28 protein-coding genes are annotated in these 25,932 nt (G+C 61.1%); 25 read left to right on the plus strand and 3 right to left on the minus strand.

All coding sequences use genetic code 11. The annotated features are described in order from the left end of the window. The first annotated feature begins 8 nt into the window (after positions 1 to 8). The 11 genes from KKQ10_RS16165 to KKQ10_RS16215 all read left to right on the plus strand — a co-directional run bounded on the left by KKQ10_RS16165 (position 9) and on the right by KKQ10_RS16215 (position 8,244). A complete protein-coding gene (locus KKQ10_RS16165; protein WP_127651607.1) occupies positions 9 to 356 on the plus strand; it encodes an Hpt domain-containing protein in 348 nt (115 codons plus the stop codon). Between the two features lie 106 nt (positions 357 to 462). Further along, entirely contained in the window at positions 463 to 1,851 is a 1,389-nt protein-coding gene (locus tag KKQ10_RS16170) for a flagellar hook-length control protein FliK (RefSeq protein WP_215501667.1), read from the plus strand. A 206-nt stretch (positions 1,852 to 2,057) separates the two neighbouring features. After that, the gene (gene fliL, locus KKQ10_RS16175; RefSeq protein WP_127651605.1) at positions 2,058 to 2,561 is read left to right on the plus strand and encodes a flagellar basal body-associated protein FliL; all 504 of its coding nucleotides are present in this window, start codon (positions 2,058 to 2,060) and stop codon (positions 2,559 to 2,561) included. A gap of 9 nt (positions 2,562 to 2,570) precedes the next feature. Continuing rightward, on the plus strand, positions 2,571 to 3,539 hold the full coding sequence (gene fliM / locus KKQ10_RS16180; protein ID WP_003222890.1) for a flagellar motor switch protein FliM: 969 nt from the start codon (positions 2,571 to 2,573) through the stop codon (positions 3,537 to 3,539). Between the two features lie 56 nt (positions 3,540 to 3,595). Beyond that, complete coding sequence (gene fliN / locus KKQ10_RS16185; RefSeq protein ID WP_502941608.1) at positions 3,596 to 4,054, plus strand: flagellar motor switch protein FliN; 459 nt, start codon at positions 3,596 to 3,598, stop codon at positions 4,052 to 4,054. Continuing rightward, on the plus strand, positions 4,055 to 4,504 hold the full coding sequence (gene fliO, locus KKQ10_RS16190) for a flagellar biosynthetic protein FliO (RefSeq protein ID WP_127651604.1): 450 nt from the start codon (positions 4,055 to 4,057) through the stop codon (positions 4,502 to 4,504). After that, positions 4,504 to 5,262, plus strand: coding sequence for a flagellar type III secretion system pore protein FliP (gene fliP, locus KKQ10_RS16195; protein WP_003222895.1), 759 nt, complete (start codon positions 4,504 to 4,506; stop codon positions 5,260 to 5,262). Before fliO ends, fliP begins: the two co-directional genes overlap by 1 nt. Further along, the gene (gene fliQ, locus KKQ10_RS16200) at positions 5,259 to 5,528 is read left to right on the plus strand and encodes a flagellar biosynthesis protein FliQ (RefSeq protein WP_003222897.1); all 270 of its coding nucleotides are present in this window, start codon (positions 5,259 to 5,261) and stop codon (positions 5,526 to 5,528) included. The genes fliP and fliQ overlap by 4 nt, the downstream gene beginning before the upstream one ends. Positions 5,529 to 5,531: 3 nt before the next feature. Next, complete coding sequence (gene fliR / locus KKQ10_RS16205) at positions 5,532 to 6,317, plus strand: flagellar biosynthetic protein FliR (RefSeq protein WP_215501669.1); 786 nt, start codon at positions 5,532 to 5,534, stop codon at positions 6,315 to 6,317. Between the two features lie 3 nt (positions 6,318 to 6,320). Continuing rightward, on the plus strand, positions 6,321 to 7,460 hold the full coding sequence (gene flhB, locus KKQ10_RS16210) for a flagellar biosynthesis protein FlhB (RefSeq protein ID WP_215501670.1): 1,140 nt from the start codon (positions 6,321 to 6,323) through the stop codon (positions 7,458 to 7,460). 112 nt (positions 7,461 to 7,572) lie between these two features. After that, positions 7,573 to 8,244, plus strand: a complete 672-nt coding sequence (locus KKQ10_RS16215; RefSeq protein ID WP_215501671.1) for a hypothetical protein — start codon at positions 7,573 to 7,575, stop codon at positions 8,242 to 8,244. A 211-nt stretch (positions 8,245 to 8,455) separates the two neighbouring features. Here KKQ10_RS16215 and KKQ10_RS16220 read toward each other — a convergent pair whose 3' ends face one another. Next, entirely contained in the window at positions 8,456 to 8,815 is a 360-nt protein-coding gene (locus KKQ10_RS16220; protein WP_215501672.1) for a DUF6124 family protein, read from the minus strand. 520 nt (positions 8,816 to 9,335) lie between these two features. On the opposite strand from KKQ10_RS16220, the gene flhA reads away from it, so the two are divergent. The 14 genes from flhA to KKQ10_RS16290 all read left to right on the plus strand — a co-directional run bounded on the left by flhA (position 9,336) and on the right by KKQ10_RS16290 (position 23,870). Further along, the gene (flhA, locus tag KKQ10_RS16225) at positions 9,336 to 11,465 is read left to right on the plus strand and encodes a flagellar biosynthesis protein FlhA (protein WP_098967853.1); all 2,130 of its coding nucleotides are present in this window, start codon (positions 9,336 to 9,338) and stop codon (positions 11,463 to 11,465) included. A gap of 11 nt (positions 11,466 to 11,476) precedes the next feature. Beyond that, positions 11,477 to 12,817, plus strand: coding sequence for a flagellar biosynthesis GTPase FlhF (gene flhF, locus KKQ10_RS16230; protein WP_127651598.1), 1,341 nt, complete (start codon positions 11,477 to 11,479; stop codon positions 12,815 to 12,817). A 113-nt stretch (positions 12,818 to 12,930) separates the two neighbouring features. Continuing rightward, on the plus strand, positions 12,931 to 13,761 hold the full coding sequence (gene fleN / locus KKQ10_RS16235) for a flagellar synthesis regulator FleN (RefSeq protein WP_003222917.1): 831 nt from the start codon (positions 12,931 to 12,933) through the stop codon (positions 13,759 to 13,761). Further along, positions 13,758 to 14,498: an RNA polymerase sigma factor FliA gene (fliA, locus tag KKQ10_RS16240; protein WP_007920004.1), complete on the plus strand. Its 741-nt coding sequence runs from the start codon at positions 13,758 to 13,760 to the stop codon at positions 14,496 to 14,498. The genes fleN and fliA overlap by 4 nt, the downstream gene beginning before the upstream one ends. 167 nt (positions 14,499 to 14,665) lie before the next feature. Further along, positions 14,666 to 15,037 (plus strand): chemotaxis response regulator CheY, encoded by a 372-nt coding sequence (locus KKQ10_RS16245; protein WP_003183998.1) that lies wholly within the window; start codon positions 14,666 to 14,668, stop codon positions 15,035 to 15,037. 18 nt (positions 15,038 to 15,055) lie between these two features. After that, positions 15,056 to 15,844 carry a protein phosphatase CheZ gene (locus KKQ10_RS16250; RefSeq protein WP_027613919.1) on the plus strand — a complete coding sequence of 263 codons (789 nt, stop codon included), beginning with the start codon at positions 15,056 to 15,058 and terminating at the stop codon, positions 15,842 to 15,844. Between the two features lie 36 nt (positions 15,845 to 15,880). Further along, the gene (locus KKQ10_RS16255; RefSeq protein ID WP_215501673.1) at positions 15,881 to 18,157 is read left to right on the plus strand and encodes a chemotaxis protein CheA; all 2,277 of its coding nucleotides are present in this window, start codon (positions 15,881 to 15,883) and stop codon (positions 18,155 to 18,157) included. A gap of 49 nt (positions 18,158 to 18,206) precedes the next feature. Then, the gene (locus KKQ10_RS16260; RefSeq protein ID WP_215501674.1) at positions 18,207 to 19,355 is read left to right on the plus strand and encodes a protein-glutamate methylesterase/protein-glutamine glutaminase; all 1,149 of its coding nucleotides are present in this window, start codon (positions 18,207 to 18,209) and stop codon (positions 19,353 to 19,355) included. After that, positions 19,355 to 20,095: a flagellar motor protein gene (locus tag KKQ10_RS16265; RefSeq protein WP_127651595.1), complete on the plus strand. Its 741-nt coding sequence runs from the start codon at positions 19,355 to 19,357 to the stop codon at positions 20,093 to 20,095. The genes KKQ10_RS16260 and KKQ10_RS16265 overlap by 1 nt, the downstream gene beginning before the upstream one ends. A 15-nt stretch (positions 20,096 to 20,110) precedes the next feature. Then, a complete protein-coding gene (gene motD / locus KKQ10_RS16270; RefSeq protein WP_215501675.1) occupies positions 20,111 to 21,001 on the plus strand; it encodes a flagellar motor protein MotD in 891 nt (296 codons plus the stop codon). Positions 21,002 to 21,044: 43 nt separating this feature from the next. After that, positions 21,045 to 21,833: a ParA family protein gene (locus tag KKQ10_RS16275; RefSeq protein WP_003222933.1), complete on the plus strand. Its 789-nt coding sequence runs from the start codon at positions 21,045 to 21,047 to the stop codon at positions 21,831 to 21,833. A 117-nt stretch (positions 21,834 to 21,950) separates the two neighbouring features. Then, the gene (locus KKQ10_RS16280) at positions 21,951 to 22,901 is read left to right on the plus strand and encodes a CheW domain-containing protein (RefSeq protein ID WP_215501676.1); all 951 of its coding nucleotides are present in this window, start codon (positions 21,951 to 21,953) and stop codon (positions 22,899 to 22,901) included. A 90-nt stretch (positions 22,902 to 22,991) separates the two neighbouring features. Beyond that, entirely contained in the window at positions 22,992 to 23,477 is a 486-nt protein-coding gene (locus tag KKQ10_RS16285) for a chemotaxis protein CheW (protein ID WP_003222936.1), read from the plus strand. After that, on the plus strand, positions 23,478 to 23,870 hold the full coding sequence (locus KKQ10_RS16290; RefSeq protein ID WP_064586600.1) for a DUF2802 domain-containing protein: 393 nt from the start codon (positions 23,478 to 23,480) through the stop codon (positions 23,868 to 23,870). A 95-nt stretch (positions 23,871 to 23,965) separates the two neighbouring features. On the opposite strand, the gene KKQ10_RS16295 is transcribed toward KKQ10_RS16290, so the two are convergent. Together KKQ10_RS16295 and fliK are read right to left on the minus strand one after the other, a co-directional pair. Further along, positions 23,966 to 24,295 (minus strand): EscU/YscU/HrcU family type III secretion system export apparatus switch protein, encoded by a 330-nt coding sequence (locus KKQ10_RS16295; RefSeq protein WP_025111916.1) that lies wholly within the window; start codon positions 24,293 to 24,295, stop codon positions 23,966 to 23,968. Next, entirely contained in the window at positions 24,292 to 25,872 is a 1,581-nt protein-coding gene (gene fliK / locus KKQ10_RS16300; RefSeq protein WP_215501677.1) for a flagellar hook-length control protein FliK, read from the minus strand. Before fliK ends, KKQ10_RS16295 begins: the two co-directional genes overlap by 4 nt. Positions 25,873 to 25,932: the final 60 nt, after the last annotated feature.

A 25,932-nucleotide genomic window follows, 5' to 3' on the forward strand; every position in this document is an offset into this window, starting at 1 on the left:
GTGAACAAGTGGCTGACACACATATTGATCGCGAGGCGCTGAGCGTACTGCGCGAAGTGATGGAGGAGGGCTATCCGGAGCTTCTGGATACCTTTCTGGCGGATTCCGAAAGTCGCTTGCATCAGTTGCAAGAGACCGCCGATGCCGAGCAGTTGTCCGGGGTTGCGCATAGCTTCAAGGGTAGCGCCAGCAACATGGGCGCTGTTCGACTGGCGAAGCTCTGTCAGGAGCTTGAGGCAGGCGCCAAAAACAGTAGTCCGGCGGAAATCGTCAAACTGGTGGCCGATATCGGTAGCGAATTTGCCGAAGTGCGTCCGGTCTACGAAGACGAACGCCAGCACGCACTGACTCATTAAATCCTGCCGTCCGGCGCTTTTCTCAGGCGCCGGACAAATCTGGCCCGACACTTGCAATAATCCCCTTCAACTGTACCTACGATTCCAGTGCAGCGGAGACCGTGTCATGCCTGCGACCCCCAATGTTCTTCTTCAATCTGCCGCCCAGGCCAAGGCGCAAGCCGCGGCTGCCAAAACCTCGGCAGTGGCCGCAGATGCTGGGGACAAGGCCTCAAGCTTCGCTCAGGTGTTTGCCGATCAAGGCCCGAAAAAGACCCTCGCCAGCACTGACACCGCAACGAAGTCGGCAGGCGACAAGGTCGCCGATAGCAGCGATAAAAAGGATGTCGGCAAGTCGCAGTCTGCCGCCGCACAACCGACCGTTGCCGATAGCGGCAATGCTTTGCCTGCCGACAAGACAGCCTCGACCGCATCCAATGATCAGGCCGCCAGCGATGAAGCTGCCGCGGACACAACGCAGACTCCAGTGGCTGACACCACGCCGGTTGATCCGACGCTGGATCCGGCCCTGGCGCAAACCGTACAACCGCTGGTGACGACGCCCGTGGTGCCAGCCCCGGTCGCTGAAACAGCTGCGCCAACGCCGGCCAAAACCGACACACCGGTTGTGGGCGCTACCATGGCGTCGGCGGTGGTCAAAGACCCGGCGGCATCCACCGACAGTGGTTTCGACCCCGCGGCCGATCCTCTCGACTCGCTGCCAGCGGTGCGCATGGCAATGGAGCAGGGCGGGCATATTTCCGCCGCCAGCCAGTCCCAGCCTAAAGCCGCGCCAGCCCAGACTCAGGCCGACGGTGAATTGACTTCGGCGCAGACCTTTGCCGCCGGCATGGCCAGTATGCTCGACGTGCAGGCCGACAAGGACAGCACCAGCCAGAATGGCGAGAAAGCCTTCAGCGGCCTGATCGACGATGGCCTGAAAGATCTCAAGTCCGCCACCAGCGACACCCGGGTTGATGATTTCGCCAACCGTCTGGCGGCGCTGACCCAGGCGGCCACCCCGAAGACCGCGAATGCAGTGCCGGTGAATCAACCGATCGCCATGCACCAGAGCGGCTGGACCGAAGAGATCGTCAACCGCGTCATGTACCTGTCGAGCGCCAATCTGAAGGCCGCGGATATTCAATTGCAGCCGGCGGAGCTCGGGCGTCTGGATATCCGGGTGAACATGGTCCCGGACCAGCAGACCCAAGTGACGTTCATGAGCGCGCATCCAAGTGTGCGTGAAGCCCTCGACGGCCAGATGCATCGTCTGCGCGACATGTTCACTCAGCAGGGCATGGGCCAGGTCGACGTCAACGTCTCCGACCAGAGCCGTGGTTGGCAGGGTCAGCAGGGCCAAGAGCAGGCGCAGCACGGCCAGAGCGGTCGCACCAGTGCCGCTGGCGGGCGTCTGGATTCGGCCGATGAAGAATTGGCGCCAGCGGCTGTTGCTGAAGCTGCTGCTCAAGCGACCAGCGTGATCGGCAGCAGCGCGGTCGACTATTACGCCTGACGATTGCGGCGACACTAAAAGATCGCAGCCTTCGGCAGCTCCTACAGGGTGTACACCTTCCAATGCAGGAGCTGCCGAAGGCTGCGATCTTTTGCTTTTGGCTCTCGGCGATTTCTTGCAGGTCCTTCCTCCGACACTTCTGGCATAACACTTGCTCTTGCCTTGCCGTGCGACTGTGAAAACCCGATTAGTGACGGATTATTGGCATGGCGAAGAGCGAAGCAGCAGCTGTAAAAGACCCCGCGACCAAAGGCAAACTCAAGATGATCATCCTGATCGTGGTGGCTCTGCTGCTGGCGATCGGTGTGTCCGTGGGCGCGACCTGGTACTTCATGCACAGTGCTCAGAGCAAGCCTGCCGCAGCGGCCGAGAGCGCGCCGGTCGGCAAGCAGCCGGCGATTTTCGAGCCGATGGCGCCGGCGTTTGTCGCCAACTACAACCAGAACGGCCGTCAGCGCTACATGCAGGTGAGCATCACCATGCTGGCGCGTAACCAGGCCGATCTGGAGGCGCTCAAAGTACACATGCCGGTGATCCGCAACAACCTGGTGATGCTCTTCTCCGGTCAGGATTTCGCCACACTGGCGACTCCGGTCGGCCAAGAGATGTTGCGCCAGAAGGCCACAGCCAGCGTCCAGGAAGTGGCGCAGAAAGAGCTGGGCAAAGTGGTGATCGAACAGTTGCTTTTCACTAATTTCGTACTGCAGTAGGAACACGACATGGCCGTGCAGGATCTGCTGTCCCAGGATGAAATCGACGCGCTGTTGCATGGCGTCGACGATGGTCTGGTACAGACCGATAACGCTGCCGAACCCGGCAGTGTCAAAAGCTACGACCTGACCAGCCAGGATCGCATCGTCCGCGGACGCATGCCGACTCTGGAAATGATCAACGAGCGTTTTGCCCGTTACACCCGCATCAGCATGTTCAACATGCTGCGCCGCTCGGCGGACGTTGCCGTCGGTGGCGTGCAGGTGATGAAGTTCGGCGAATACGTGCACTCGCTGTACGTGCCGACCAGCCTCAACCTGGTCAAGATCAAGCCGTTGCGCGGCACCGCGCTGTTCATCCTCGACGCCAAACTGGTGTTCAAGCTGGTGGACAACTTCTTCGGCGGCGACGGCCGTCACGCCAAGATCGAAGGGCGTGAATTCACCCCGACCGAACTGCGTGTGGTGCGCATGGTGCTGGAGCAGGCCTTCGTCGATTTGAAGGAAGCCTGGCAGGCGATCATGGAAGTCAACTTCGAGTACATCAACTCGGAAGTTAACCCGGCCATGGCCAACATCGTCGGCCCGAGCGAAGCGATTGTGGTCTCCACCTTCCACATCGAACTCGATGGCGGTGGCGGTGACCTGCACGTGACCATGCCGTACTCGATGATCGAGCCGGTGCGCGAAATGCTCGACGCCGGTTTCCAGTCGGACCTCGACGATCAGGACGAGCGCTGGGTCAATGCCCTGCGTCAGGACGTGCTCGATGTCGACGTGCCAATCGGTGCCACCGTGGCCCGCCGCCAGTTGAAGCTGCGCGACATCCTGCACATGCAGCCGGGGGATGTGATCCCGGTCGAGATGCCAGAAGACATGATCATGCGCGCCAACGGCGTACCGGCCTTCAAGGTCAAGATGGGCTCGCACAAAGGCAACCTCGCGTTGCAAGTGATCGAGCCGATCGAGCGTCGCTGAAGCGGCGCTCTCACCCCCACGCATTTAACTGAATTGTTGCCCGCCGAGGACAAATGATGAACGACGAAATGAACGCCCAGGACGATCAGGCACTGGCCGACGAATGGGCTGCGGCCCTGGAAGAGACCGGTGATGGCAGCCAGGCCGACATCGACGCGCTGCTGGCCGCCGACGCTGGCGCCACAAGCTCCAACCGTCTGCCGATGGAAGAGTTCGGCAGTGTGCCGAAGAACAACGATCCGGTGACCCTGGACGGTCCGAACCTGGACGTGATCCTCGACATTCCGGTATCGATTTCGATGGAAGTGGGCAGCACCGACATCAACATTCGCAACCTGCTGCAACTGAACCAGGGCTCGGTGATCGAGCTGGATCGTCTGGCCGGTGAGCCGCTGGACGTGCTGGTCAACGGCACGCTGATTGCGCACGGCGAAGTGGTGGTGGTCAACGAGAAGTTCGGCATCCGCCTGACCGACGTGATCAGCCCAAGCGAACGCATCAAGAAGCTGCGCTGAGTGAAACGGTTTCTCTGGGCATTGCTGGCGCTGCCACTGAGTGTGCTGGCCGCCGAACCGGCCGCCACGTCTGCCGCTGCGACTGCTGCGCCGGCGGTCGGCAGTGGTGTGGCCGGGCAACTGACGCAACTGGTATTCGGGTTATTGCTGGTGCTGGGCTTGATCTTCTTCCTCGCCTGGCTGTTGCGCCGGGTGCAGCAGGCGGGTCCGGCGGGCAAGGGCCAGGTGATTGAGCTGATCGGTTCGCGCGCGCTCGGCCCTCGTGACCGGTTGATGCTGGTGCAGGTCGGCAACGAGCAGATTCTGCTCGGCCTCAGCCCCGGCACCATCACTGCGCTGCATGTGCTCAAGGAGCCAGTGCAGGTGCCGAGCACCAGCGAAAAAGCGACCCCGGAATTTGCCCAGCATCTGCTGAAGATTCTCGGCAAGGATCAGAAGGATAAGAAGTAATGGGTGCGCTACGCATCGTCTTGACGCTGGCCCTGATGCTGGCCGCGCCGCTGGCGTTCGCCGCCGATCCGTTGTCGATCCCGGCGATCACGCTGGGCACCAACGCCGACGGCGCGCAGGAGTATTCGGTCAGTCTGCAGATCCTGCTGATCATGACCGCCCTGAGCTTCATTCCGGCGGCCGTGATTCTGATGACCAGTTTCACCCGGATCATCATCGTCTTCTCGATCCTGCGTCAGGCCCTGGGCCTGCAGCAGACGCCGTCGAACCAGATCCTCACTGGCATGGCGCTGTTCCTGACCATGTTCATCATGGCGCCGGTGTTCGATCGGGTGAACAACGATGCGCTGCAGCCCTACCTCGCGGAAAAACTCACTGCGCAGCAAGCGGTGGAGAAGGCGCAAGTGCCGATCAAGGACTTCATGCTCGCCCAGACGCGCACCAGTGATCTGGAGCTGTTCATGCGCCTGTCCAAGCGCACCGACATCGCTACCCCGGATCAGGCGCCGCTGACTATTCTGGTGCCGGCGTTCGTCACCTCCGAGCTCAAGACGGCGTTCCAGATCGGCTTCATGATCTTCATTCCATTCCTGATCATCGACCTGGTCGTGGCCAGCGTGCTGATGGCGATGGGTATGATGATGCTGTCGCCGCTGATCATTTCGTTGCCGTTCAAGATCATGCTGTTCGTGCTGGTGGATGGCTGGGCGCTGATCATCGGCACTCTGGCCAGTAGCTTCGGGGGTGTTTCGCCATGACGCCGGAAGTGGCGGTCGATATCTTTCGTGAAGCGTTGTGGCTGACCACGATGATGGTCGCCATCCTCGTGGTGCCGAGCCTGCTGGTCGGCCTGCTGGTGGCGATGTTCCAGGCCGCGACACAGATCAACGAACAGACCCTGAGCTTCCTGCCGCGTCTGCTGGTGATGCTGGTGACCCTGATCGTTGCCGGCCCGTGGCTGGTGCAGACGTTCATGGAGTACATCATCCAGCTCTACAAAAATATCCCGATGGTCATCGGCTGAGCCATGCAATCGCTGCTTCAGCTGACCGACACCCAGATCAGTAGCTGGGTGGCATCGTTCATGTTGCCGCTGTTTCGCGTCGCCTCGATGCTGATGGTCATGCCGGTGTTCGGCACCACGCTGGTGTCGCGCCGGATACGCCTGTATTTCGCCGTGGCGATCACCGTGTGTATTGCCCCGGGCCTGCCGCCGATGCCGGCGGTCAGTCCGCTGGATCTCAGCGGCTTGTTGCTGATCGCCGAGCAGATTCTGGTCGGTGCGGTGCTGGGGTTTTCCCTACAGCTGTTCTTCCAGGCCTTTGCCGTGGCCGGGCAGATTGTCGCGATCCAGATGGGCATGGGCTTCGCCTCGATGGTCGACCCGGCCAACGGCGTCTCGGTGGCGGTGATCGGCCAGTTCTTCACCATGCTGGTGACCTTGCTGTTCCTGTCGATGAACGGCCACCTGGTGGTCTTCGAAGTGCTCACCGAGAGCTTCACCACGCTGCCGGTCGGTGGCGGGTTGATGACGGCGCAGTATTGGGAGCTGGCCGGCAAACTCGGCTGGGTGCTGGGGGCGGCGCTGTTGCTGGTGTTGCCGGCGGTTACCGCGCTGCTGGTGGTCAACATCGCGTTCGGCGTGATGACCCGCGCTGCGCCACAACTGAACATCTTCTCCATCGGTTTTCCGCTGACCCTGGTCCTTGGTCTGTTCATCGTCTGGGTCGGTCTGGCGGACATTCTCAATCAGTATCAACCGCTGGCCTCCGAGGCCTTGCAGTTGCTACGCGAACTGGCACGGGCGCGCTGAGGCATGGCTGAGAGCGAAAGCGGTCAGGACAAAACAGAAGACCCCACGGAGAAACGCAAAAAGGACTCCCGTGAGAAGGGTGAGATTGCTCGTTCCAAAGAGCTCAACACTCTGGCGGTGATGCTTGCCGGTGCCGGTGGCTTGCTGATATTCGGCGGCATGCTGGCGCAGGAACTGATGGACGTGATGCGGCTGAACTTCTCGCTGTCGCGGGAGGTGATCATGGACGAGAAATCCATGGGCACGTTCCTGCTGGTGTCGGGCAAGATCGCGCTGGTGGCGATTCAGCCGGTCATGATCACCCTGTTGCTGGCCGCACTGATCGGGCCGATTTCCCTTGGTGGCTGGCTGTTCGCGGCGGGCTCCATGGCGCCGAAATTCAGCCGGATGAACCCGGGCGCCGGCCTCAAGCGCATGTTCTCGATGAAGGCGGTGATCGAGTTGGTCAAGGCGCTGGCCAAGTTTCTGATCACGCTGTTCGTGGCGCTGATGGTGTTGTCGGCAGACATCGATGACTTCCTGCGCATTGCCCACGAACCGCTTGAGCAGGCAATCATTCACAGCGTGACGCTGGTGGGCTGGAGCTCGCTGTGGCTGGCCTGCGGTCTGATCATCATCGCTGCCGTCGATGTGCCGGTGCAGCTCTGGGAAAGCCACAAGAAACTGCTGATGACCAAGCAGGAAGTGCGCGACGAGCACAAGGATCAGGAAGGCCGACCGGAGGTCAAGCAGCGCATCCGCCAGACCCAGCGCGAGATGTCGCAACGGCGGATGATGGCGGCGATTCCCGACGCCGACGTGGTCATCACCAACCCGACCCACTACGCCGTCGCGCTCAAGTACGACGCGGAGAAGGGCGGGGCGCCGATGCTGCTGGCCAAGGGCAGCGATTTCCTGGCGCTGAAGATCCGCGAAATCGCTGTCGCCAACAACGTCATGCTCCTCGAATCGCCGGGGCTGGCGCGTTCGATCTATTACTCCACCGAACTGGAGCAGGAAATCCCCGGCGGCCTGTATCTGGCCGTCGCCCAGGTACTGGCCTACGTCTACCAGATCCGCCAGTACCGCGCCGGCAAGGGCAAGCGCCCGGATCCGCTCAAGGATGATCTGCCGATCCCGCCGGATTTGCGCCGCGATTCTTGATGGGGCCGTTCATCTGAAATGCTTGTTTACCTGTCAGTTCTGTCAGTAGACGTCAATCGTCGAACGCGGTGACATGAGGGGCGGGCATATCCGCTCTCAGGGAGGCACGGTGATGCAAGAAGAACGTAGCTATCGAAAGCTCGAAGGCATGGCTCTGGATTTTGTTTCAGGACGGTTGCAGAAGAATGAGTCGGAGCGGGCCCTCGGTTACAGCGTGACCTTCGACATGGATCTGGACTTCACCCACTTTGTGCATATGACAAACGTTCACTCTCCGGACTTTTTGAACAGTCCGGTCAATGCCATTCGGCCAGAACTGGATGGTCTTGCTTACCACTACTCCTACAACTACCTGTTTGATGCCGCTGGCAACATTCACGACAACGCGGCGCTGTTCAAACTCTTCACGCCGCCCAATTACTACATGGATCAATGGGGTGAAGGCGCTGCTCTCGATGTGCGCTACGTAAAACCTGTATTCGAAGTGCAAGGGAACACGTTGCGCATCACGGCGCGGCGGGATTTCCGGTTGCCGGGCGGAACGGAGCAGATCGAAATCAGTCACCTGCCGCTCATGCAATTTCGCTGGGCGCTCAACCTGCTGGAAAATCACGAAAAATTTCCTGGAGATATCGCCGCGCCGGCCACCAAGGTCGTGTTCATGTACATGGATGAAGACCTGGTTGAGGTGGATGGCGAGCAACTGTATCGGGGGACTCGATACATTCACGGCAATCAGCTGCTATTTGGCGACATCGTCGCCAAGCAGGTGCTAACGGCGTAGTTGGCAGTGTTTCAAGCAAAAAGATCGCAGCCTTCGGCGGCGCCTGCTCCGAGTGATGAAGGCGCTGCTGCCGGCTGCGATCTTTTGATCTTTCTAACCTGCGAGAATGGGGCGAACTCAAACCGGCAACCTCCGGAACACTCCCGATCCCTGCTCGCAAAGCGGCAAGAATTGACTACGAAAAACTCAGCGGGTTTTCACCGCGCCAGTGTCAGCCTGGCAACTCCAGATTATCCAACACTCGATTCACCGCCAGCTCCCCGAGCATGATCAGTTGCGCGATACCCAACAGCGCCCTGCGCTGTGACGCGGGTAGGAGGTGGGCGAAGTCATCGGCGATGGTTCTGGCTGAAGCAAGTGTTTCGCAGGCGTTGGCCAATAGCTCCTCGTTTTTGAAGTCGGCGGTAACGGCATACATCCTGCGGGTTCTACGCGGCGGTGGAGTGGATCCGGGCGGGCAGAGGTAATGGTCGAGCGCACGGTCGGCGGCATCGTGGAGCTTTTTTGAATCGAGGGATTCGTAGGGGGAGGTGGCGTCGGTTTCGGGCGGGTTTGGCGTTGGTTTGATCAAGGTGAAGCTCCTAGAGTCGACGGAGCCGCCACATTTCGCTGCGATACGAAAGGAGGGTGGCAGCTATACGCGGGTCGCAGACCGGGACTCTAGAACCGGCAGACCCGAAGGTCTCCCACGTACAGCCGCCATAAAAAAACGGGTGTTGTGCGTCCAGAGATCGACGGGCTGCGAGACCCGATCGCTGATTCGTCAGCGACCGATCCACAATAGAACCCGACCCCATGGCGCACAAGCCGGCGGATTCTGGCGTAGCTGTAGGCATTGGCGCAAGGATGTGTAGCCCGCAAGACGTGTCTTGAGGTGTTTTTTAAACACTGAAGTTTAAAGACGCCGCGATTCCTTAATTACGCAAAACCAAAAGATCGCAGCCTTCGGCAGCTCCTACAGGGATCGGTGTAGGAGCTGCCGCAGGCTGCGATCTTTTTTGTCTGCGTAAAAGTTGGAAGGCTTCTTGCAGTAGCCGCCGTGAGCCCGCTCTGGGCGTCAAAAGTTTGCTTTAAAGGAACGGGGAAAACCGGTGGATCGCTCTCAGTTATTCAACACTGCTCGCTCGAATGTTGCCGACCTCAGTCGAGGCAATCTGGGCGTGCCGTTGTTGCTGCTGGTCATGCTGGCGATGATGATGTTGCCGGTGCCGCCGTTCCTGCTGGACGTGTTCTTCACTTTCAACATCGCCCTGTCGATCGTCGTGCTGCTGGTCTGCGTGTACGCACTGCGACCGCTGGATTTTGCGGTGTTCCCGACGATCCTGCTGGTGGCGACGCTGCTGCGGCTGGCGTTGAACGTGGCGTCGACGCGGGTGGTGATGCTCCACGGTCAGGACGGCCACGCCGCTGCCGGTAAGGTGATCCAGGCCTTCGGTGAGGTGGTGATCGGCGGTAACTACGTGGTCGGTATCGTGGTCTTCGCGATTCTGATGATCATCAACTTCGTCGTGGTGACCAAGGGTGCCGGGCGGATTTCCGAGGTGAGCGCGCGCTTCACCCTCGACGCGATGCCCGGCAAACAAATGGCGATCGACGCCGACCTCAACGCCGGCCTGATCGATCAGAACCAGGCCAAGGCCCGGCGTTCCGAAGTCGCTCAGGAAGCCGAGTTCTACGGTTCGATGGACGGTGCCAGCAAGTTCGTGCGTGGTGATGCCATTGCCGGCCTGCTGATTCTGTTCATCAACCTCATCGGCGGTATGGCCGTCGGTATCTTCCAGCACAACATGACCTTCGCCGACGCGGGCAAGGTGTACGCCTTGCTGACCATCGGTGACGGTTTGGTGGCGCAATTGCCATCACTGTTGTTATCGACAGCGGCGGCGATCATGGTGACCCGTGCTTCCGGTTCGGAAGACATGGGCAAGCAGATCAACCGGCAGATGTTCGCTTCGCCAAAAGCATTGGCGGTGGCCGCTGGTTTGATGGCGGTCATGGGCCTGGTGCCGGGCATGCCGCACTTCTCGTTTCTGAGCATGGCGGCGCTGGCTGCCGGAGGCGCGTACCTGTTCTGGAAAAAACAGAACGTCGCCAAGGTTCAGGCACTGCAAGAGGTTCAGCGTCAGCAGGAACTGCTGCCGTCGCCGGCCCGCGCCATGGAAACCAAGGAGCTGGGCTGGGATGACGTGACCCCGATCGACATGATCGGCCTGGAAGTCGGCTATCGCCTGATCCCGCTGGTGGATCGCAATCAGGGCGGGCAACTGCTCGCGCGGATCAAGGGCGTGCGCAAGAAGCTCTCGCAGGATCTGGGCTTCCTGATGCCGACCGTGCACATCCGCGACAACCTCGATCTGGCGCCGAGCGCCTATCGCCTGACCCTGATGGGCGTGATTCTGGCCGAAGCCGAGATCTACCCGGATCGCGAACTGGCGATCAACCCGGGGCAGGTCTATGGCACGCTCAACGGCATTACCGCCAAAGATCCGGCTTTCGGTCTGGAGGCGGTGTGGATCGAAGTCAGCCAGCGCGCCCAGGCCCAGTCGCTTGGTTACACCGTGGTCGACGCCAGTACCGTGGTCGCGACGCACTTGAACCAGATTCTGTACAAGCACTCCAGCGAGCTGATCGGCCACGAAGAAGTGCAGCAACTCATGCAATTGCTGGCCAAAAGCTCGCCGAAACTGGCTGAAGAGCTGGTGCCGGGCGTGGTTTCGCTGTCGCAGTTGCTCAAAGTGCTGCAGGCGCTGCTGGCCGAACACGTACCGGTGCGCGACATCCGCAGCATTGCCGAGGCTATCGCCAACAACGCCGCCAAGAGTCAAGATACCGCCGCCTTGGTGGCTGCGGTGCGCGTCGGCGTATCCCGTGCCATCGTCCAAAGCATTGTAGGCACTGACTCCGAGCTGCCTGTGATCACCCTGGAACCAAGGTTGGAACAAATATTGCTCAATAGTCTGCAGAAGGCAGGACAAGGCTCGGAAGAGGGCGTTCTGCTGGAGCCAAGCATGGCCGAGAAGCTGCAGCGTTCGCTCATCGAAGCGGCGCAGCGCCAGGAAATGCAAGGTCAACCGGTGATCCTGTTGGTAGCAGGCCCGATACGCGCGATGCTCTCGCGTTTCGGCCGCCTCGCAGTCCCAGGGCTGCATGTGCTGGCCTACCAGGAAATTCCGGACAACAAGCAAGTGACCATCGTTGCGACAGTAGGGCCCAACGGCTGAGGTAGTGGTTTATGCAAGTTAAGCGTTTTTTCGCCGCCGATATGCGTCAGGCCATGAAGCTGGTTCGTGATGAGCTGGGCGCTGATGCCGCCATCATCGGCAACCGCCGTATTGCCGGCGGCGTCGAGCTGACGGCGGCGCTGGATTACAAATTGTCGGCGCTGGCGCCACGGGTGCCGAACATGGAACTCGAAGACGAGCTGCGCAAGACACAGTCGCGCATCGTCACCGCCCAGGCCGAGCTGAGCCTGCGTGGCGAAGCCGACGGCAACACCAATCGCCAGTTGTTCACCGGGCTGCCGTTGACGGCCGGCCTGCCGCTGACCGCGGCCGAGCCGTTGAGCGAACCGACTTACGCCGCCCCGGCACGTCCGGCCCCGGCACCTGCACAGGCGTCCGGCGGCGTCGATCCGCGTGCGCTGGATTCGATGCGTTTCGAACTCAACAGTCTGCGCGAGCTGATGGAAGTGCAGCTCGGCACCCTGGCCTGGAATCAGTTGCAGGGCAGCCGTCCGGCGCAAGCCAACCTGTATCGCCGTCTGCAACGGATCGGTCTGTCCGGCCCGTTGTCGCGTGACCTGCTGGCGATGATCACCGACATCGAAGAGCCCCGTCAGGCCTGGCGCATGCTGCTCGCGCACCTGGCACGGATGATTGCCGTACCGGAAGTCGAGCCGCTGGAAGAGGGTGGGGTGATTGCCATGGTCGGCCCGGCCGGCATGGGCAAGACCACCACCCTGGCCAAACTCGCCGCGCGCTACGTGCTCAAGTACGGCGCGCAGAATGTCGCGCTGGTCAGCATGGACAGTTTCCGCATCGGCGCGCAGGAACAACTCAAGACCCTGGGCCGGATTCTCAATGTGCCGGTGACGCACGTTGACCCGGGCCAATCGCTGGTTCAGGCGCTGGACCCGCTGCTGCGCAAACGCGTGGTGCTGATCGATACCGCCGGCCTGCAGGCCAGCGATCCGGCACTGCGCATGCAGCTCGAAAGCCTGGCCGGTCGTGGCATCCGTTCAAAAAATTATCTGGTGTTGGCAACCACCAGCCAGAAACAGGTTCTAACCGCCGCTTATCACAGTTACAAGCGTTGCGGGCTTGCCGGCTGCATCCTGACTAAACTGGATGAAACGGCCAGCCTTGGCGAAGTGTTGAGCCTGGCGATCAGTCATGAATTGCCGGTCGCGTACCTGACCGATGGCCCACGGATTCCGGATGATCTGCATCTGCCGCGCCGTCATCAACTGGTCAGCCGCGCCGTCAGCGTGCAAATGCAGGAAGAACCCAGCGAAGAAGCCATGGCTGACATGTTCGCTGATATCTACCACAGCCCGACCAAGCAGGTTGGCTGAGGTAATGAACAGTTTTTGTACCTACATCGATGGTCTGCCATGCATTGTTCCGGTTGAGAACGCGCAGCCAGTAATGTGGCCTCCGTCTATGCAAGACAAGGTAAAGAAATAACATGGGCAGCATGCATCCCGTACAGGTGATCGCGGTGACCGGCGGCAAAGGTGGCGTCGGCAAGACTAACGTGTCAGTGAACTTGTCTCTGGCGCTGGCAGAGCTTGGCCGTCGGGTCATGCTGCTGGACGCCGACCTGGGGCTGGCGAACGTCGACGTTCTGCTGGGGCTGACCCCCAAACGTACGTTGGCCGACGTGATTGAAGGCCGCTGCGAACTGCGCGACGTGCTGTTGCAGGGTCCCGGCGGGATCCGCATCGTGCCGGCCGCTTCCGGCACCCAGAGCATGGTTCACTTGAGTCCGGCGCAACATGCCGGGCTGATTCAGGCCTTCAGCGACATCGGCGACAACCTCGATGTACTGGTGATCGATACCGCTGCGGGTATTGGTGACTCGGTAGTCAGTTTTGTGCGCGCAGCGCAGGAAGTGCTGCTGGTGGTCTGCGATGAGCCGACCTCCATTACCGACGCCTACGCGCTGATCAAACTGCTCAACCGCGACTACGGCATGAACCGCTTCCGCGTCCTCGCCAACATGGCGCAGAGCCCGCAGGAAGGGCGCAACCTGTTCGCCAAGTTGACCAAGGTCACGGATCGTTTCCTCGACGTCGCCTTACAATACGTCGGCGCGGTGCCGTACGACGAAAGCGTGCGCAAGGCAGTGCAGAAACAGCGAGCGGTCTATGAAGCCTTTCCGCGTTCCAAGTGCGCGCTGGCGTTCAAGGCGATCGCGCAGAAGGTCGATACCTGGCCGCTGCCTGCCAACCCACGCGGTCATCTTGAGTTTTTCGTCGAGCGCCTCGTGCAGCAAACAGCAGGGCCTGTGTTATGACCGCGAGCGGTATGAATTACTACAAGAAGTCGGCACGTGACGCGCAGTACGAGTTGATCGAGCGTTACGCGCCACTGGTCAAGCGCATTGCCTATCACCTGCTGGCGCGCTTGCCGGCGAGTGTGCAGGTCGAAGATCTGATTCAGGCCGGAATGATCGGCCTGCTTGAAGTCTCGACCAAATATGACGCCAGCAAAGGCGCCAGTTTCGAAACGTACGCGGGCATTCGAATCCGCGGCGCGATGCTCGATGAAGTGCGCAAAGGGGATTGGGCGCCACGCTCGGTTCACCGCAACACCCGTATGGTCAGCGACGCAATTCGCTCAATTGAAGCTAAAACCGGCCGTGATGCTAAAGATCACGAGGTTGCGGCCGAACTCCAATTGAGTCTCGACGATTACTACGGGATTTTGAATGACACGCTGGGCAGCCGGCTGTTCAGTTTCGACGACCTGTTGCAGGACGGCGAACACGAAGGGCTGCACGAGGATGGCGCCAGTGCTCATCTTGAGCCGTCACGCGATCTGGAGGATGAACGCTTCCAGGCCGCGCTGGCGGACGCGATTGCCAATTTGCCGGAGCGTGAGCGACTGGTGTTGGCGCTGTACTACGACGAAGAGCTGAACCTCAAGGAGATCGGTGAAGTCCTTGGCGTCAGTGAATCGCGGGTCAGCCAGTTACACAGCCAGTGCGCGGCCCGCTTGCGGGGGCGTTTGGGGGAGTGGCGAGCGCGCTGAAGGCAGTGTGGGGACACTGCGAACGAGGCTGGTGCGGTGATGAACGGCACCGGTCTTGCTCTGTTGTGCTCCAGACAGTCATCGAGTGCTTTGCCGGATTGATTGAAATGGCGCGTCCAGGTGCTGGGCGCGTTTAAGACTGCTTGGAGGTCGAATTGGACAAGAACATGAAAATCCTCATCGTTGATGACTTCTCAACGATGCGGCGGATCATCAAGAACCTGCTGCGTGATCTGGGGTTCACCAACACCGTCGAGGCCGACGATGGCACCACTGCCATTCCGGTGCTCAACAGCGGAAGCATCGACTTTCTGGTAACGGACTGGAACATGCCGGGCATGACCGGTATCGACCTGCTGCGCCACGTGCGTGCCGATGAAAAACTCAAGCACCTGCCGGTGCTGATGGTGACGGCAGAAGCCAAGCGCGAGCAGATCATCGAGGCCGCTCAGGCCGGCGTGAACGGCTACGTGGTCAAACCTTTCACGGCTCAGGCGCTGAAAGAAAAAATCGAGAAGATTTTCGAACGCATCGGCTGATGAACGCGCGGGGGAGCTATGGAGCATAACGAATCTTCACAGGGCGATTTCGAATCGACCCTGAAAAAACACGCGGTCGAACTGGTCGAGAGCCTTGAAAAAGGCAGGTTCGGCGACGCGGTGCAACTGATCCATGAGCTCAATCAGACCCGTGACCGCGGCCTGTATCAGGAAGTAGGCAAGCTCACACGCGAACTGCACAGTGCGATCGTCAACTTCCAGATCGATCCGCACATGCCGCAGGCCGAGGAAGTGTCGCAAATCACCGACGCCACCGAACGCCTGGGCTATGTGGTCAAGCTGACCGAAGCCGCGGCCAACCGCACCATGGATCTGGTGGAAAGCGCCACCCCGGTGGTCAATGGCCTGGCTGAAGAAGCCCAGGCCCTGAGCACCGATTGGGGCCGCTTCATGCGTCGCGAGGTCGGGGCTGAAGAGTTCCGCGAACTGGCGCGCCGGGTCGACGGCTTTCTGTCGCGCAGCAGCACGGACAACCGTGCGGTGTCGAGCAACCTGAACGACATCCTGCTGGCTCAGGACTACCAGGACCTGACCGGTCAGGTGATCAAGCGCGTGACCCAACTGGTCACCGAAGTCGAAAGCAATTTGCTCAAACTCGTGCTCATGGCCAGTCAGGTGGACCGCTTTGCGGGCATCGAACATGACCGCGCCGCGATGCTTGCAGAAAAAGATCCACAAAAACATCTCTCGCAGGGTGAAGGTCCGCAGATTCATGCCGATAAACGAGAAGACGTTGTGTCCGGTCAGGACGATGTGGACGATTTGCTATCCAGTCTTGGATTTTGAGTTTTAGGTTTTTAGACCTGTAGGAGCACCCCATTAATGAGCTTCGGCGCCGATGAAGAGATCCTTCAGGATTTCCTGGTTGAGGCCGGCGAGATTCTTGAGCAACTGTCCGAACAACTGGTCGAGCTGGAAAGCCGCCCGGATGATGCTGATCTGCTCAACGCAATTTTTCGCGGTTTCCATACTGTAAAAGGGGGCGCCGGCTTCCTTCAGCTCAACGAGCTGGTGGAGTGCTGTCACATCGCCGAAAACGTGTTCGACATCCTGCGCAAGGGTGAGCGTCGCGTTGATGCAGAACTGATGGACGTGGTGCTCGAAGCACTGGACGCAGTGAACAGCATGTTCAGCGAAGTCCGTGAGCGTGCACCGATCACGGCAGCCACCCCGGAACTGCTGGCCGCGCTGGCGCGTCTGGCCGAGCCACAATCGGCCGACGAAGCCCCGGCTTCTCCGGTGGCCGAGATGATCGAAGAGCTGGTCGTCGAAGGCGATTCCGGCGATTCGGGCGACATCACCGATAACGAATTTGAACAGCTGCTGGATTCGCTGAACGCCGCCAAGGCCGAAGCCGAAGCCCCGACCGCTGCTGCACCTGCGCCGGCTGCCGAAGCGGCTGCCGGCGATGAAATCACCGACGCCGAATTCGAGTCGTTGCTCGATCAGTTGCACGGCAAAGGCCAGTTCGCGGCGGACGCCGTTGCACCGACAGCGGCCGCGCCTGCGGCACCGGCGGCGGGCGACAGCTCGGACATCACCGACGACGAATTTGAAGCGCTGCTCGATCAGTTGCACGGCAAGGGCAACTTTGCCGTTGAAGCGCTGGAGTCGGCGATCGCCTCGGCCCCGGCTGCACCTGCCGCTCCGGCGGCCGTGGCTGCCGGCAGCGACCTGATCAGCGATCACGAGTTCGAATCGCTGCTCGACGAACTGCACGGCAAAGGCAAGTTCACCGACGTTGGCGCCGCGACTGCCGGTACCGCTTCGACCGTGGCCGCGCCTGCCGCCAAGGCTGCAGCCGCTCCGGCGGCTGCGCCGAAAGCTGCGCCCAAGCCTGAGCCAAAGGCCGAAACACCGAAGCCAGCGGCTGCACCGGCTCCAGCCCGTGCCGCCGCGGCACCGCCGCCGGAAAAACCGGCCAGCGAAGCCGAGACCACTGTGCGGGTCGACACCGCACGTCTCGACGAAATCATGAACATGGTCGGCGAGCTGGTACTGGTGCGTAACCGTCTGGTGCGCCTGGGTCTCAACAGCGGCGATGAAGCCATGTCCAAGGCCGTGTCGAATCTCGACGTGGTCACGGCTGACTTGCAGACTGCGGTGATGAAGACCCGGATGCAGCCAATCAAGAAGGTCTTCGGGCGCTTCCCGCGTCTGGTTCGCGACCTGGCGCGTCAGCTCAAGAAAGAGATCAACCTGGAACTGGTGGGTGAAGAAACCGACCTCGACAAAAACCTTGTCGAGGCCCTGGCCGACCCGCTGGTCCACTTGGTGCGTAACGCTGTCGACCACGGCATCGAGTCGCCGGAAGAACGCGAAGCCTCGGGCAAGGCCCGTGGCGGTCGCGTGGTGCTGGCGGCCGAGCAGGAAGGCGACCACATCCTGTTGTCGATCTCCGACGACGGCAAGGGCATGGACCCGAACGTCCTGCGTTCGATCGCGGTAAAACGCGGCGTGATGGACAAGGACGCGGCCGATCGCCTGAGCGATACCGAGTGCTACAACCTGATCTTCGCCCCGGGTTTCTCGACCAAGACCGAGATCTCCGACGTGTCCGGTCGCGGTGTCGGCATGGACGTGGTGAAGACCAAGATTTCCCAGCTCAACGGTTCGATCAACATCTACTCGACCAAGGGCCAGGGCTCGAAGATCGTCATCAAGGTGCCGCTGACGCTTGCGATCATGCCGACCCTGATGGTGATGCTCGGCAACCAGGCGTTTGCGTTCCCGTTGGTCAACGTCAACGAAATCTTCCACCTCGACCTGTCGACCACCAACGTGGTGGACGGCCAGGAAGTGGTGATCGTGCGGGACAAGGCGCTGCCATTGTTCTACCTCAAGCGCTGGCTGGTCAGCTCCGCCGCTCACGAAGAGCAGCGCGAAGGCCATGTGGTGATCCTTTCGGTGGGCACCCAGCGGATCGGCTTCGTCGTCGATCAACTGGTCGGTCAGGAAGAAGTGGTCATCAAGCCATTGGGCAAAATGCTGCAGGGCACTCCGGGCATGTCCGGCGCCACCATCACCGGTGACGGCCGCATCGCTCTGATCCTCGATGTTCCAAGCATGCTCAAGCGTTACGCCGCACGGCGTATTTGAATCCGGGGCAGCGGGGCGACGACGTCCCGCTGCGCCTAATGGAGTGTTTATGGCAGTCAAAGTCCTGGTGGTGGACGATTCGGGGTTTTTCCGCCGCCGCGTCTCGGAAATTCTTTCAGCGGATCCGAGCATCCAGGTGGTCGGCACGGCCACCAACGGTAAAGAGGCGATCGATCAGGCCCTGGCCCTCAAGCCGGACGTGATCACCATGGACTACGAGATGCCGATGATGGATGGCATCACGGCGGTGCGGCACATCATGCAGCGCTGTCCGACCCCGGTGTTGATGTTCTCCTCGCTGACCCACGAAGGCGCCCGGGTAACCCTGGATGCGCTGGACGCCGGCGCGGTGGATTTCCTGCCGAAGAATTTCGAAGACATCTCGCGTAACCCGGAGAAGGTCAAGCAACTGCTGTGCGAGAAGGTCCACAGCATCTCGCGCAGCAACCGTCGTTTCAGTGCCTACAGTGCGCCGGCTCCAGCCGCTGCACCGACGCCTGCGTCAACTCCGGCGGCATCGAGCTTCAGCAGCCACAGCAGCAGCGTTCCGACGCGTCCTGCTCCAGCGCCTGCGCATGCTCCAGTTGCCAGCCGCGCACCGGCTGCCAGCGCTTCGTCGCCAGCACCGAAACGCAAGGCCTACAAACTGGTTGCCATCGGTACCTCGACTGGTGGGCCGGTTGCGCTGCAACGGGTGCTGACTCAGTTGCCGGCGAACTTCCCGGCACCGATCGTGCTGATCCAGCACATGCCGGCGGCGTTCACCAAAGCGTTTGCCGAGCGTCTGGACAAGCTGTGCCGCATCAGCGTCAAGGAAGCCGAGGATGGCGACATCCTGCGTCCGGGCCTGGCGCTGCTGGCCCCGGGTGGCAAGCAGATGATGATCGACGGCCGTGGCGCGGTGAAAATCCTGCCGGGCGACGAGCGTCTGAATTACAAGCCGTGCGTGGACATCACCTTCGGTTCCGCCGCCAAGTCCTACGGTGACAAAGTTCTGGCGGTGGTGCTGACCGGCATGGGCGCCGACGGTCGCGAAGGCGCGCGTCTGCTCAAGCAGGGCGGTAGCTCGGTGTGGGCGCAGGACGAAGCAAGCTGCGTGATCTACGGCATGCCGATGGCCATCGTCAAAGCCGATCTGGCTGACGCGGTGTACGGGCTGGACGACATCGGCAAGCACATCGTCGAGGCGTGTATCTGATGGATGTTCTAAGCCTGATCGGGATCATCATGGCGTTCGTCGCCATCATCGGCGGCAACTACCTTGAAGGCGGTCACCTCGGCGCGCTGGCCAACGGCCCGGCGGCGCTGATCGTCCTCGGTGGCACCATCGGTGCAGCGCTGCTGCAATCGCCGATGAGCGCCTTCAAGCGCGCCATGCAGATCCTCGCCTGGATCCTGTTCCCGCCACGGGTGGACCTGCCCGGCGGCATCGACCGGGTGGTCAACTGGAGCCTCACCGCCCGCAAGGAAGGCCTGCTCGGGCTGGAAGGCGTGGCGGATGCCGAACCGGACAACTACTCGCGCAAAGGCCTGCAATTGCTGGTCGATGGCGCCGAGCCGGAAGCGATTCGCAGCATCCTCGAAGTGGATTTCTACACCCAGGAAGCCCGCGATATCGAGGCCGCCAAAGTCTTCGAAAGCATGGGCGGCTACGCGCCGACCATCGGTATCATCGGCGCGGTAATGGGCCTGATCCACGTGATGGGCAACCTCGCTGACCCAACACAGCTGGGCAGCGGCATTGCCGTGGCCTTCGTCGCGACCATCTACGGTGTGGCCAGTGCCAACCTGGTCTTGCTGCCAGTGGCGGCCAAGCTCAAGTCAATCGCGTTGCGGCAGTCGCGTTATCGCGAAATGTTGCTGGAAGGTATTTTGTCGATCGCCGAAGGTGAAAACCCTCGCTCTATCGAGCTGAAGCTTCAGGGCTTCATGGATTGATGGGGGTAATGGACTATGGCTCGCCGCAGGCACCAGGAAGAACACGTTAACCACGAGCGCTGGCTCGTGTCCTACGCGGATTTCATCACGCTGCTGTTCGCGTTCTTCGTGGTGATGTACTCGATCTCGTCGATCAACGAGGGCAAGTACAAGGTCATTTCCGAAGCGTTGATCGGGGTCTTCACCGACTCCGACCGCTCGCTCAAGCCGATCCCGATTGGTGAGGAGCGGCCGAAGACCGTGACCCCGGCCAAGCCGCTGGTCAAGGATGCCGAGCAGGTTGACGCCGGTATCGCCGGCGCCAGCGATCCGCTGAAAAGCATCGCCGATGACATCAGTGCCGCGTTCGGCGACCTGATCGCCTCCAACCAGATGACTGTGCGCGGCAACGAGTTGTGGGTCGAGATCGAACTCAATTCCAGCCTGTTGTTCGGCAGCGGCGATGCCATGCCGAGCGACATCGCGTTCAACATCATCGACAAGGTGGCGGCGATCCTCAAACCGTTCGACAACCCGATTCACGTCGAAGGTTTCACCGACGATCAGCCGATCCGCACCGCGCAGTACCCGACCAACTGGGAACTGTCCTCGGCGCGTTCGGCGAGCATCGTACGGATGCTGGCGATGCAGGGTGTGAACCCTGGCCGACTGGCGTTGGTGGGCTACGGCGAGTTCCAGCCTGTGGCCAACAACGCCACTGCCGAGGGCCGTGCGAAAAACCGTCGTGTGGTGCTGGTGGTGTCGCGCAACCTCGATGTACGCCGCAGTCTGACCGGTACCGGAACCGCCAATGCAAAACCCGACGCGGCATTGAAGCGCGCTGGCACACAAACTGCACCGACCCCGGTCAAGACGCCGGGACGCGAGAGTGCCGTCAATTCTCCGTCACCCGCATTAATACGCTGAGCTATGTCTCGGTCGAGCATCTCGGCCGGGAGGAACGAACCGAATGAGAGTCTGGGCAGTCGCCAATCAAAAGGGTGGTGTCGGTAAAACCACATCTTCCATCGCTTTAGCCGGATTGCTGGCGGAGGCGGGCAAGCGCGTGGTTGTGGTCGATCTCGACCCGCACGGCTCGATGACCAGCTATTTCGGCTACGACCCCGACAGCCTGGAACACAGCAACTACGATCTGTTTCTGCACAAGGGCAGCGTGCCGCAAGGCTTGCCCGGGCAACTGCTGCTGTCGACCAGCGATGAACGCATTTCCCTGTTGCCGTCGAGCACCGCACTGGCCACCCTTGAGCGCCAGTCGCCGGGGCAGAGTGGTCTGGGCCTGGTGATCGCCAAGAGTCTGGCGCAGCTGTGGCAGGACTTCGACTACGCGATCATCGACAGCCCGCCGTTGCTCGGCGTGCTGATGGTCAACGCGCTGGCCGCGAGCCAGCAACTGGTGATCCCGGTGCAGACCGAGCACCTGGCCGTCAAAGGCCTGGAGCGCATGGTCAACACCCTGGCGATGATCAACCGTTCGCGCAAACAGGCGTTGCCGTTCAGCATCGTGCCAACCCTGTTCGACCGCCGCACCCAGGCGTCGCTGGGTACCTTGCGCGTGTTGCGTGACAAATTCCCCGAGGAAATCTGGCAGGGTTATATCCCGGTCGATACCCGTCTGCGCGACGCCAGCCGGGCCGGTGTCACGCCTTCGCAATTCGACGGCAAGAGCCGTGGCGTGCTGGCTTACCGCGCGCTGCTCAAGCATCTGTTGGCGCAACAACTTGTTCCGCAGGTGGCTTGAGATGATTTTGACCTCTGTAGGAGCTGCCTCAGGCTGCGATCTTTTGATCCCGCTTTTTGGCGCTTCTGAAAAGATCAGAAGATCGCAGCCTGCGGCAGCTCCTACAGGGGCGTTCACATGAATCGGCCTTTGAAGTTGACGTCGAAGCCGCAGGTAGCGTTGCAGACTTATCTGGATAGTTTGCTGCAGGAAATTCCTGACGAGTTGCCGACACCCGTCGAGGCTGTCGAAGAAGGTGCCGAGGCGCTGGACGAGTTCCAGGCCGCGGTACTGGAAGAGCAGGCCCGTGATGCACAGAAAGCGGCCAGGCCTGCCGCGCCTGTTGTCGCGCCTGCCGTTGCGGCGGTGGCGAAAGCACCGGTGGCATTGATCGAAGAGGCCGAGCCGGTTCGCGCGCCGGTCTCGACACTGGCACCATTGCTGCAAACCCAATTGCTGAAAACCGTGCCGGAACCCGCGGTGGTCGAACCGGCTCCGGCTCCAGTTGCGCCCGCGCCGATTGAGCAGACGCTGGTCCCGCCGCTGGTGGAAGTCCATCTGCCACCGAGCAACACGCCGCCACCGGTAGAGACCGAGGGGCGTCCAGCCTGGGCGTCCGAGGCCTTCGAATGCCTGTTGTTCGACGTTGCCGGGTTGACCCTGGCGGTGCCGCTGGTGTGCCTTGGCTCGATCTATTCACTGGCCGGGCATGAGCTGACACCGCTGTTCGGTCAGCCGGAATGGTTCCTCGGCATTCTGCCGAGCCAGGCCGGCAATCTGAAAGTGTTGGACACCGCACGCTGGGTCATGCCGGATCGCTATCGCGATGACTTCCGTCAGGGTCTGCAGTACGTGATTTCGGTACAAGGTTACGAGTGGGGGCTGGCGGTGCATCAGGTCAGCCGCTCGTTGCGTCTGGATCCGAATGAAATCAAATGGAGAAGTCACCGGGGTCAGCGGCCATGGCTCGCCGGCACGGTGATTGAGCACATGTGTGCATTGCTTGACGTTTCCGCACTGGCCGAGTTGATCGCCAGCGGTGGGGCAAAGCACTTGGGCGGCCACAAGCCGCTACATAAACCGACATAGCAGCCGACATAACAATCAGGCGATGGCATTTTTCAATGCCACCACACAGAACACACACCGCCCAGTGCGGTTTTTTCGAGGGGTCAGGGTATGAGTAGTCAGGCGACGAATGCAAAGGGTTCTGAAGATCCGATCCTGCAATGGGTGACCTTCAAGCTGGACAACGAAACCTACGGCATCAACGTGATGCGCGTTCAGGAAGTGCTGCGCTACACCGAGATCGCGCCGGTGCCGGGTGCGCCAAGCTACGTGCTGGGCATCATCAACCTGCGCGGTAACGTGGTCACCGTGATCGACACCCGTCAGCGCTTCGGCCTGAACAGCGGCGAGATCAGCGACAACACCCGTATCGTCATCATCGAAGCCGACAAACAAGTCGTCGGGATCATGGTCGACAGCGTGGCTGAAGTGGTTTACCTGCGGCAGTCGGAAATCGAGACCGCGCCGAACGTCGGTAACGAAGAGTCGGCCAAGTTCATCCAGGGCGTGTGCAACAAGAACAACGAGTTGCTGATCCTGGTCGAGCTGGACAAGATGATGAGCGAAGAAGAATGGTCGGAACTGGAGAGCATCTGATTGATCCTCGAGGTTGCGGTCATTGTCCTGTTCCTCTTCTGGGCAGGCACGCTGGCAATGTTTCTGGCGTACATCAAGGCGCAGCGGCTGATCGCTGCGCAACAGGCACAGGGCGATGCGCTGCGGGATCAGCGCATCAAGGACCTGGCCAAGCGTGTCGACGACTATCAGAACGGCAACGTGCGCATGGGCGAAGCCCTGCATGAGCTGCGTTCGGTAGTCGGTCCGTTGCCGGACAAGATTGTTGCGCTGGAACAGCGCGATCCATCGAGCCTGTCATTCGCCCAGGCGGCGAAGCTGGTGGGCATGGGCGCGAGCGTCGACGAACTGACTCAGTCCTGTGGCTTGACCCAGGCTGAGGCGGAGTTGATGCGCAAACTTCACAGAAGCTGAAGATCAAAAGATCGCAGCCTGCGGCAGCTCCTACATCGGGATTCGCGTTTCCCTTGTAGGAGCTGCCGCAGGCTGCGATCTTTTGCTTTTAGGGCTTAATAATCATCCCCGCGTTCGGTGACGTCCTTCTCGACCATCGGCGCCTGCGGATCATGCCCCTCAGGGAATTTCCCCTTCAGATTCCACGCAAACGCGATGATCTCGGCAATTGTGCGGTACAGCTCTTCGGGAATGCTGTCGCCCAATTCCATCCGCGCCAACAACCGCACCAGCTCGGCGTTCTCATAGATCGGCACTTCACAATCGCGGGCGATCCGCAGGATTTCTTCGGCCAGTTCCTCGTCGCCCTTGGCGGTGAGGGTCGGGGCGTGATTGCCGTCGTACTTGAGGGCGATGGCCTGGCGTGGAGCAGTGGAATCGTTCATGCGGTTTCGTCGACCCAGCGGTGTTCTAGGCGGGTTTGGTTGCCCTGCGGCGGAGTGCCGAGGTGGCAGTCGAGGTCGCCGACGTTCAGCCCGCGATCAAGCAGGCGCTGGCGCAGCGCGAACAGGTTGGTTTCGATCAAGTCGGCGGTGTACGGGCGTTCGGCCCAGAGCTGACTCGACAGGCTGCCGGCAATCAACTGTGCCTGAATCTGCATCGGCCCCAATGGTTCCATGTCAAACGCCAGATCGACGCGCCATAGCTGTTGCCTGGGCTCGCGTTCGTCTCGGCGTTCGTTGGGTTGCGGTTCTCTTTCCGGCGCTTCTTCACGCTGGAACTTGACCTGCAACGGCACGATGTCTTGCAGGTTGCGCATGGGGATTTCCAGCTGCCAGGTGCTGAGCAGACGCCCGTCATCGGTGACCCCGGTCTGTTCCAGGCTCGACAGTTGATGGCTTTGCAGGCGCGACACGGCTGCCGCGGCGAGGCGCAGCAGATGCTCCAGATCACCTTCGCCGTCCTGGCTTTGCAGCAAGCGGTCGGGCAGCGGAAAACTGCTCGGCACGGGTTTGGCGCTGACCTGGCCGAGGGTGCCGAGGGCGTTGCGCACGAAACTCGGCAACGCTTGCGCCAGGGTATTGGCGGCGATGATCGCGTTGAAACTGGTGCTGCTCGGCAGGCCCGGGGTCAGTTGCGCGATCAGCTTGAGCAGATCGGCTTTCATGTCCGGGGCCAGCGTCGGGTTCTGTCCGGTCAGAAGCTTGGCTTCGAGGAAGGCGCCGCTGTTGGCCAGGGCCAGCGCCACGCCTTTGGCGGTGCTCATTTGCTGCACATCGGGCAGGTTGGCGAGCAGGCGGACCACGGCGGCGCGCAGGTCTTGCGAAGTCTGGTCGTCGTCGCTCGGCAGGTTTTGCAAGGCGTTGAGCAAACCGTCCAGCGAGCCCTGGCGGCTCTGTTGGCCGAGCAGTTGCTGGCTCACCGCCAATTGATCCTGACGGCTGCTCAGCGGCACGAACTTGAGCGTCTGCGAATCCTCGACCAAGGCCGAGAGCAGGGTGCCGATGCGCAGCGGCGTCGGACCGTCGATGTCCAGCGTGGCGCCGCTCTGCGCGGTGTTGAGCAGGCTGACCAGCGAACGGTACACCGTCGGTTGCCCCGGCACTGGCGGCAGCGTTTGCGAGGTCAGCACCTTGCCTTGCAACAGCGTGCCGACCGGCAACTGCGCCGTATCGATGCGGGTGAGGGTCGCGACGCTGCTGGCGATGGCCTGCTGCACGGTAATTGCCAGGTTGCCCGCCGACGGTTGAGTGACGGCCAGGTTGGTACCGGTCGGCAGCGGCAGGTTGCTGCTGGCTTGCACGGTGGTCTGGCGACCACCGTCGACGGTCACCTTGAGCAACAGTTGAAAGGTCTGGTCCGCCTGCTTGAGCGACAGCACCTCGGCCTGGGCGCTTTGCCCGGCACCGATCAAGCCTTCGACCGGGGTCAGCAGCTTGAGCAACTCACCGCTCATCGCCAGCGGACGCGCGTTCGCCGGGGTGGTGGGCGGGAGCGGGAGGATGTTCATTTCGCCTGTCATACGCGGACACAACCTGAGGAAATTGCACGCTTGGGAGTAAGGCACGACATGTATAATGCC

This window comes from Pseudomonas sp. MG-9, from assembly GCF_018729515.1.
In the GTDB taxonomy this organism is placed as follows: Bacteria; Pseudomonadota; Gammaproteobacteria; order Pseudomonadales; family Pseudomonadaceae; genus Aquipseudomonas; species Aquipseudomonas serboccidentalis.

What these genes read in the sequence shown, in the direction of transcription:
- KKQ10_RS16275 (WP_003222933.1), top strand. Translation starts at nt 21,045, where the DNA reads ATGAGAGTCTGGGCAGTCGCCAATCAAAAGGGTGGTGTCGGTAAAACC.
- fliL (WP_127651605.1), top strand. Translation starts at nt 2,058, where the DNA reads ATGGCGAAGAGCGAAGCAGCAGCTGTAAAAGACCCCGCGACCAAAGGC.
- KKQ10_RS16255 (WP_215501673.1), top strand. Translation starts at nt 15,881, where the DNA reads ATGAGCTTCGGCGCCGATGAAGAGATCCTTCAGGATTTCCTGGTTGAG.
- flhF (WP_127651598.1), top strand. Translation starts at nt 11,477, where the DNA reads ATGCAAGTTAAGCGTTTTTTCGCCGCCGATATGCGTCAGGCCATGAAG.
- KKQ10_RS16265 (WP_127651595.1), top strand. Translation starts at nt 19,355, where the DNA reads ATGGATGTTCTAAGCCTGATCGGGATCATCATGGCGTTCGTCGCCATC.
- fliK (WP_215501677.1), bottom strand. Translation starts at nt 25,872, where the DNA reads ATGACAGGCGAAATGAACATCCTCCCGCTCCCGCCCACCACCCCGGCG.
- fliP (WP_003222895.1), top strand. Translation starts at nt 4,504, where the DNA reads ATGGGTGCGCTACGCATCGTCTTGACGCTGGCCCTGATGCTGGCCGCG.
- KKQ10_RS16245 (WP_003183998.1), top strand. Translation starts at nt 14,666, where the DNA reads ATGAAAATCCTCATCGTTGATGACTTCTCAACGATGCGGCGGATCATC.
- fleN (WP_003222917.1), top strand. Translation starts at nt 12,931, where the DNA reads ATGGGCAGCATGCATCCCGTACAGGTGATCGCGGTGACCGGCGGCAAA.
- fliN (WP_502941608.1), top strand. Translation starts at nt 3,596, where the DNA reads ATGAACGACGAAATGAACGCCCAGGACGATCAGGCACTGGCCGACGAA.
- fliA (WP_007920004.1), top strand. Translation starts at nt 13,758, where the DNA reads ATGACCGCGAGCGGTATGAATTACTACAAGAAGTCGGCACGTGACGCG.
- KKQ10_RS16285 (WP_003222936.1), top strand. Translation starts at nt 22,992, where the DNA reads ATGAGTAGTCAGGCGACGAATGCAAAGGGTTCTGAAGATCCGATCCTG.
- KKQ10_RS16280 (WP_215501676.1), top strand. Translation starts at nt 21,951, where the DNA reads ATGAATCGGCCTTTGAAGTTGACGTCGAAGCCGCAGGTAGCGTTGCAG.
- fliR (WP_215501669.1), top strand. Translation starts at nt 5,532, where the DNA reads ATGCAATCGCTGCTTCAGCTGACCGACACCCAGATCAGTAGCTGGGTG.
- KKQ10_RS16215 (WP_215501671.1), top strand. Translation starts at nt 7,573, where the DNA reads ATGCAAGAAGAACGTAGCTATCGAAAGCTCGAAGGCATGGCTCTGGAT.
- KKQ10_RS16295 (WP_025111916.1), bottom strand. Translation starts at nt 24,295, where the DNA reads ATGAACGATTCCACTGCTCCACGCCAGGCCATCGCCCTCAAGTACGAC.
- flhB (WP_215501670.1), top strand. Translation starts at nt 6,321, where the DNA reads ATGGCTGAGAGCGAAAGCGGTCAGGACAAAACAGAAGACCCCACGGAG.
- KKQ10_RS16170 (WP_215501667.1), top strand. Translation starts at nt 463, where the DNA reads ATGCCTGCGACCCCCAATGTTCTTCTTCAATCTGCCGCCCAGGCCAAG.
- KKQ10_RS16250 (WP_027613919.1), top strand. Translation starts at nt 15,056, where the DNA reads ATGGAGCATAACGAATCTTCACAGGGCGATTTCGAATCGACCCTGAAA.
- KKQ10_RS16260 (WP_215501674.1), top strand. Translation starts at nt 18,207, where the DNA reads ATGGCAGTCAAAGTCCTGGTGGTGGACGATTCGGGGTTTTTCCGCCGC.
- motD (WP_215501675.1), top strand. Translation starts at nt 20,111, where the DNA reads ATGGCTCGCCGCAGGCACCAGGAAGAACACGTTAACCACGAGCGCTGG.
- fliM (WP_003222890.1), top strand. Translation starts at nt 2,571, where the DNA reads ATGGCCGTGCAGGATCTGCTGTCCCAGGATGAAATCGACGCGCTGTTG.
- fliQ (WP_003222897.1), top strand. Translation starts at nt 5,259, where the DNA reads ATGACGCCGGAAGTGGCGGTCGATATCTTTCGTGAAGCGTTGTGGCTG.